Source organism: Mycobacterium sp., from assembly GCF_049281135.1.
Lineage (GTDB): Bacteria > Actinomycetota > Actinomycetes > Mycobacteriales > Mycobacteriaceae > Mycobacterium.
In genome coordinates, this window is the sequence record NZ_JBAPRN010000009.1 from 1 (window position 1) to 5,972 (window position 5,972).

Annotated in this window: 6 protein-coding genes and 1 pseudogene; 2 read left to right on the forward strand and 5 right to left on the reverse strand. The window is 66.2% G+C overall.

Features of this window, described 5'->3' with window-relative positions:
• The 3 genes from WAN02_RS00205 to WAN02_RS00215 all read right to left on the reverse strand — a co-directional run.
• Window positions 1-919 (reverse strand): acyl-CoA dehydrogenase family protein (locus tag WAN02_RS00205; protein WP_422261678.1); only part of this gene is annotated, 919 nt, incomplete at its 3' end.
• A complete protein-coding gene (locus WAN02_RS00210) occupies window positions 906-1,811 on the reverse strand; it encodes an acyl-CoA dehydrogenase family protein (protein ID WP_422261680.1) in 906 nt (301 codons plus the stop codon). The genes WAN02_RS00210 and WAN02_RS00205, both read right to left, overlap by 14 nt.
• Window positions 1,789-3,192, reverse strand: a complete 1,404-nt coding sequence (locus WAN02_RS00215) for a class I adenylate-forming enzyme family protein (protein WP_422261682.1) — start codon at window positions 3,190-3,192, stop codon at window positions 1,789-1,791. Before WAN02_RS00215 ends, WAN02_RS00210 begins: the two co-directional genes overlap by 23 nt.
• 72 nt (window positions 3,193-3,264) lie before the next feature.
• Between WAN02_RS00215 and WAN02_RS00220 the strand changes: the two genes are divergently transcribed.
• Window positions 3,265-4,275 carry a 2Fe-2S iron-sulfur cluster-binding protein gene (locus WAN02_RS00220; protein ID WP_422261684.1) on the forward strand — a complete coding sequence of 337 codons (1,011 nt, stop codon included), beginning with the start codon at window positions 3,265-3,267 and terminating at the stop codon, window positions 4,273-4,275.
• Window positions 4,276-4,365: 90 nt separating this feature from the next.
• On the forward strand, window positions 4,366-4,818 hold the full coding sequence (locus tag WAN02_RS00225) for a TIGR03618 family F420-dependent PPOX class oxidoreductase (RefSeq protein ID WP_422261686.1): 453 nt from the start codon (window positions 4,366-4,368) through the stop codon (window positions 4,816-4,818).
• Here the strand turns inward: WAN02_RS00225 and WAN02_RS00230 are convergent.
• The gene (locus WAN02_RS00230) at window positions 4,815-5,447 is read right to left on the reverse strand and encodes an LLM class flavin-dependent oxidoreductase (RefSeq protein WP_422261688.1); all 633 of its coding nucleotides are present in this window, start codon (window positions 5,445-5,447) and stop codon (window positions 4,815-4,817) included. The two genes, WAN02_RS00225 and WAN02_RS00230, sit on opposite strands and share 4 nt — an antisense overlap.
• Window positions 5,447-5,972 (reverse strand): annotated as a pseudogene (locus tag WAN02_RS00235) (3-beta hydroxysteroid dehydrogenase); the annotation flags it as partial. The gene WAN02_RS00230 and the pseudogene WAN02_RS00235, both read right to left, overlap by 1 nt.

The window sequence follows — 5,972 nt, forward strand, 5'->3', positions numbered from 1 at the left end:
TCAGCAACTTGTCCAGAGATCCGTCCGAGGTATGCGTCACCCCGTCGAGTTGTTCGGACAGCCGCCGCCGGACGTGATGCGTCAACATCTCGGTTTGTACGGCCGCCCAGGCGAGTTCCTCATTCGCCGAACCACCGGCGCGCGCGGCCAGCTGGCGAACCAACTTGCCGTAACGGGCCGCGTAGCCCAGCGTGGACGGCTCACGCTCATGACCGACCACTGTCATGGCAAGCGGCCATCCCTCGCCGGGGGCGCCCACCATGTTCTCGGCCGGCACCGTCGCACCGTCGAAGAGCACCTGACCGAATTCGGTGGTCACGCCGTTGATCATCTGCAGCGGACGCTGTTGCACGCCAGGCTGTTTCATCGGGATGATGAATGCCGAGATGCCCCGGTGCCGCTTGGCTTCGGGATCGGTGCGAGCCAGCAGCAGACACCAGTCCGCGACGTCGGAGTAGCTGGTCCAGATCTTGTGTCCGTTGATGACGTAGTTGTCGCCCTCAGGGGTGGCGGTCGTCGTCAGCGAAGCGAGATCGGAGCCCGACCCCGGCTCGCTGAAACCCTGACACCACCGCTCGGAACCGTTGATCATTCCGGGCAGAAAGCGAGTGCACAGCTCCTTGCTGCCATGCCGGCTCAGACCGGCGACCAGATAGCCCAGGCTGGGCCGCGGCGGCGCCTCGGCGCGGGCCAGCTCTTCGTCGAGGATGACGTCATAGACTGGGGGCAATTCCTGCCCGCCGTACTCCCGCGGCCAGGACAGCCCGAAGAAGCCGCCCTCGTAGAGCGCACTGTGCCATTCGCCTTGCCGGGCCCAATATTCGTCACCTGAGCTTGGAAACTCTTTGGCGTGCACAGAGAGCCAGGATCTCAGCCGATCCCGGAAAGCGGCTTCGTCGGGCGAGTCACGGAAGTCCAATGTTGATCTCCTCCAGCTTGACGGGCCACAATTGCGTCGAGGTCAGCGCCCGGCGCAGGTACACGTGTGCCAGGCACTCCCAGGTATTGCCGATGCCGCCGTGCACCTGAATGGCGGTCTCGCACACCGTGCGCGCGGCCCGCGCGCAGTAAACCTTGGCGAACCGGCCGGCGCGGATCGCCTCGGCTGGGTCCAACTCGTCGACCGCCCAGGCGGCGTGCCGCAAGATGCTCACCGACCCCTCGATCAGGGCCAGGCTTTCGGCGAGCAGGTGTGCGATGGCCTGATAGGAGCCGATCGACTTGCCGTACTGCTCACGGATTTTCGCGTAATCACACGTCAGCGTGTGCGCACCGCGCGCGGTGCCGACCAGATCCGCCGACGTGGTAGCCAGCGCGAGTGCCTGCCATCGTTGGACGGCGTCAGAATCCAGATCGCCGACGGCGGTCGCCGTTCCATTGACATCCGCCGCGGCCCTGGTCAGGTCGACCGCATCGCGAGCAACGCCCACCTCGATGGCTGACACTGCCGCGCCCTCCAACATCAACGCACGCCGGTAGCCTCTCGCGTCGATCGCGTGACCGTTCACCGCGATCGTCGACCCGGAGCCGTCGTCGCCGACTTGCCGGGCCAGATCGTCCGCGAGCACCGGACCGAGGAACGGGGCGTCGACCAATCCGCGGCCGAACTCCTCAGCGACGATGGCCACTTCCACGCCCGAGGCGCCGTCGGAGCGCAGCGATCGCCAGCCGGTCTGCTGGATCTGCTTGTCGAGCTTGCCGATTCGCCCGTCGTCGGCGAGGTCTTGCACCGATCCCGGCCCGAGGTCATCAGATAGCTTCGCGGCCGCGTCACGCAGTTGTTGTTGTTCAGCGGTCAGACGTACATCCATAACGCTCCTTGAGAACTCGGCGCAGCACCTTTCCGGAAGGCAACCGAGGTATTTCGGGCACGAACACGACACGACTCAGACGTTTGTAGGACGCGAGACTCTCGCCGACTCGCGCGGTGAGCTCGGCGGCGTCGACCGGCTCGCAGGCTGCCACCGCAGCGACGATCGACTCCCCGTCCGCGTCGTCGGGGACACCGAACACCGCGCAGTCTTCGACGGCGGGATGACCGTGCAGCACGGCTTCGATCTCGGCGGGCGCGACCTGAAAGCCGCGCACCTTGATCATCTCTTTGGACCGATCGGTGATCCGCAGCCAGCCACCGGCGTCCAGGTGGCCGACGTCACCAGTCCGATACCAGCCGTCGCACAAGACTTCTCGCGTCGCTTCGCACGGCAGGTAGCCGGCCATCAGCGAATCGGCCCGCGCCTGGATCTCGCCGATCTCACCCGGACCGACCTGCTCGCCGGTCTCCAATGACGCCACTCGCACCTGCACGCCCGGTACCGGCCGGCCGACGGAGTCGAGCCGGGCGTCATCGAGCGGGTTGCAGGCGATCACCGGTAACTCGGTGGTCCCGTACGCCGGAACCCACCCGACGCCGGTTCGACGGGTGACGGTCTCGGCGACGCTGGCGCTGACCGGCGTCGCTCCCCACATGATGAAACGCAGCGACGAGAGATCGTAGGACTCAAGATGCGGGTTCGAGGCGATGGCCAAAGCGATTGGCGCGACCGCCATCTCGACGGTGATCCGATCGTCTTGGATGTGCTGCAACATGCGCTGCACGTCGAACCGGCGATGCAGGCGCATCCAGACACCGGTCTGCAGCGCCGTCATGATGTTGAGCAATCCGAGAATGTGCGACGGCGGCGTGGCGATCTGAATGCGATCGCGGGCAGTCAAACCCATCGCCTCACGCCAATGCCCGACGGCGACCTGTAGCGAATGATGCGTGTGCCGAACCGCTTTCGGGAGACCTGTCGTACCTGAGCTGAACGCCAATACCGCATCGGCATCCGGCGCAGCAGCGTCGCCGAACTCTGGTTCGCCCGCGACGATGGCTTCGTCGAGATGCAACATCGGCATGAGACTCGACAGCACCTCATGGTCGCCGACAGCGTGCGACGGGTTCGTCAACGCCAGCGCGTGCTCGACCTCAAGACGCTTCCACGCCGGGCTGATCAGCACCACGACGGCGGCCAGCCGCCAGATCGCGTGCAGGGCGACGACGAACTCCGGACGATTCGACGCCATCAATGCGACCCGCCCGCCGGCCGTCACGCCGCGCCGGCGCAACGTTGCGGCCAGCCCGTCCGCCAACGCCTCGAGCTGCGGCAGCGTGTAATGCCGCTCCTCGAATACCAGCGCCGTCGGAGACATTGAGAACATCCTATCGTTTTGAGAGAATAGTATTCTCTGAAGGGAAGAACGCAAAGTGTGGAAGGGGCCGGGATGGCGGAGCGCCACGTGTTCCATCGGGCCACGGTGACCCGGATCGTCAAGGAGACCGCCGACAGCCGTACCTACGTGCTCGCCCCCGAAGAGCAGCCGTTTTCCTATCGCGCCGGACAGTTCTGCACCTTCAAGGTCACGGTCGACGGCGAGGAGCTGTACCGGTCGTATTCGATGTCGAGCGCGCCGGAGACCGACACCGAGGTGATGACCACGGTCAAACGGGTGACCGGCGGCAAGGTGTCGAACTGGATCATCGACAACGTCGTCGAGGGTGATGAGCTGACCATGACGCGGGCCGCCGGAACCTTCGTGTTGGGGTCTACACCGGCTCCGTTGTTGGCTTTCGCCGGCGGCAGCGGTGTTACACCAATCCTGTCGCTGGCCAAGAGCGCCCTCGCGAGCACCGACCGCACGGTGCGGGTTCTGTGCGCCGACCGGGACCGGGCCTCGGTGATCTTCGAGGCCGCGATCGACGATCTGGTCGAGCGATACCCCGGCCGGTTCTCGATGCACCGGAATATCGACGCCGAGCACGGGCTGCTGGATTCGGCCGGCGTCGAGAAATTCGTCGGCGCGGATACCGATGCCGACTGCTACGTCTGCGGGCCGGAGGGATTCATGACCGTGGTGCGCTCCGCGCTGCCGGAGGGCGCGACCGTCCTCGTCGAGGACTTCGACGCGTCGCCGCCGGTCAAGACGCCCGCACCCGCGGCCGCCAAGGGCGGCGCTGAACAGGGTGGCACGGTGACCATCAAGCTGGAGCGCAAGAAGGCCTCGGTGCCGCGGGTCGCCGGGGAGACGCTGCTGGAGACCGCACGGCGGGCGGGCCTGTCGCCACCGTTCAGCTGCGAGGCCGGTAACTGCGGGACCTGCATGGCCAAGCTCGTCGAGGGCGCCGCCACCATGCGCACCAACGACGTGCTCGAGGACGACGAGATCGCCGACGGTTACATCTTGACCTGCCAGGCGGTTCCCGACACTCCGTCGGTCGTGGTGGAGTACGAGTAGCGCTGCACGGCAACACTTTCCGCAGGTCGGGAATGGAACGCGGCGCTCCGGGGCTGAAATACGGCAACGACCCGGAAAGGATCCCGCACCATGACTGACCTGCCCGCCTTCGAGAAGCTCGCCGCCGCCGACCAGGGGCTTGTCGTATTTTCCACGTTGCGCCGCGACGGCAGCGCCCAGGCGTCGGTGGTCAACGCCGGCGTTTTACCGCACCCGCTGACCAACGAGCCGGTCGTCGGGCTGGTAGCCATCGGCGGCGCCCGCAAGCTGGCCCACCTGCGCGCCGATCCGCGCACCACCGTCACCGCCCGCAGTGGTTGGCAGTGGGCCACCGTCGAAGGGACGGCCCAGCTGATCGGGCCCGACGACCCGCACCCCGAGGTCGACGCCGAGCGGCTGCGGTTGATGCTTCGCGAGATCTTCACCGCGGCCGGCGGGACCCACGACGACTGGGAGACCTACGACCGGGTGATGCGCGAAGAACGTCGCACCGCGGTATTGATCACGCCGGTCCGCGTCTACACCAACCCGTCGCGGGGTTAGCCCAGTCCGGTCAGGGCCGGGGCGATCTTCTCGAGCTGGTCGATACCAATACCGAAATCGCCGCCCAGCGGCGGCAGGATCGTGACGTGGTCGGCGCCTGCGAACAGGTGTTCATGTGCGCTGTCCCCGATCTCACCGGCGAGCGCAACCATTTTCGGACCGTTGGCAGCGATGATCCTGGGATAAGTGGCATCAGGGACCGGCGGCCACGTCGATTCGTCCATCCGCTGGCAGTAGTCGCGCATCGTGACCAGCGGACGGCCGAATTCCTGTCCGACACTGGCCGCCTGCTCGGGATAGCCGACGCCCAGACCCATCACGAACCGGCCCGGGTAGGCCTCGGCGAGCTGGGCGGCGGCTGCGTGCATGGTTTGGGCCGGCCGGGCCCAGATGTTGGCGATGCAAGTCCCGAACACCATCCGCTCGGTCTCGGCGAGCAGCACCCCGAGTTGCACGAAGGCGTCCTTGCCGAGCACCTCGTTGGTCCAGACCGTTCGATAACCCGCGTGGTCGAACCGCCGCACGGCATCGCGTTGCAGATCAGCATTCAAAGGGACGGTCAACGAGCCCGGCAGGCACACCCCGACTGGCCCCAATGTCGCGCGAGCGGCTTCGACGCCAGTCGCCATCAGTGCTCTTGCTCGGCGAAATAGTGACCCTCGTCGAGGTCGTCCAGCAGGCCCGGCCGTTCGGGATACCAGTCCAGTTCTTTCCGGGTCAGCGTGCTGGACGTCGGATTGTCCAGTGACGCAAAGAAACCCAGGAACCCGAAGTGACCCGGCGCTTCTTCGGGCGAAATGCTGACGACCGGCACATCGAGATGGCGGCCGATGACACCGGCGATGTCGCGGAACGGCACGCCTTCGTCGGCAACACCGTGCAACCGTGTTCCCGCAGGAGCATCTTCGAGAGCGAGCCGGTACAGGTGTGCCGCGTCGAGGGTATGAACTGCCGGCCACCGGTTGGAGCCGTCGCCGATGTAGGCAGCCACCCCTTTTTCGCGGGCAGTGCCGATCAAACGATGGGCGAAACCGTGGTGATCGAGGTTGCTGTGCACCAGCGGTGACAGCCGGACAACCGATGAACGAACGCCCTTGTCGGCCAATGCAATCGTCGCGTTCTCCGAGTCGATTCGCGGCCCGGCAGGCATGGTG

Coding starts and splice junctions, on each gene's coding strand:
- WAN02_RS00210 (WP_422261680.1), bottom strand. CDS start 1,811: ATGGATGTACGTCTGACCGCTGAACAACAACAACTGCGTGACGCGGCC.
- WAN02_RS00215 (WP_422261682.1), bottom strand. CDS start 3,192: ATGTCTCCGACGGCGCTGGTATTCGAGGAGCGGCATTACACGCTGCCG.
- WAN02_RS00225 (WP_422261686.1), top strand. CDS start 4,366: ATGACTGACCTGCCCGCCTTCGAGAAGCTCGCCGCCGCCGACCAGGGG.
- WAN02_RS00230 (WP_422261688.1), bottom strand. CDS start 5,447: ATGGCGACTGGCGTCGAAGCCGCTCGCGCGACATTGGGGCCAGTCGGG.
- WAN02_RS00220 (WP_422261684.1), top strand. CDS start 3,265: ATGGCGGAGCGCCACGTGTTCCATCGGGCCACGGTGACCCGGATCGTC.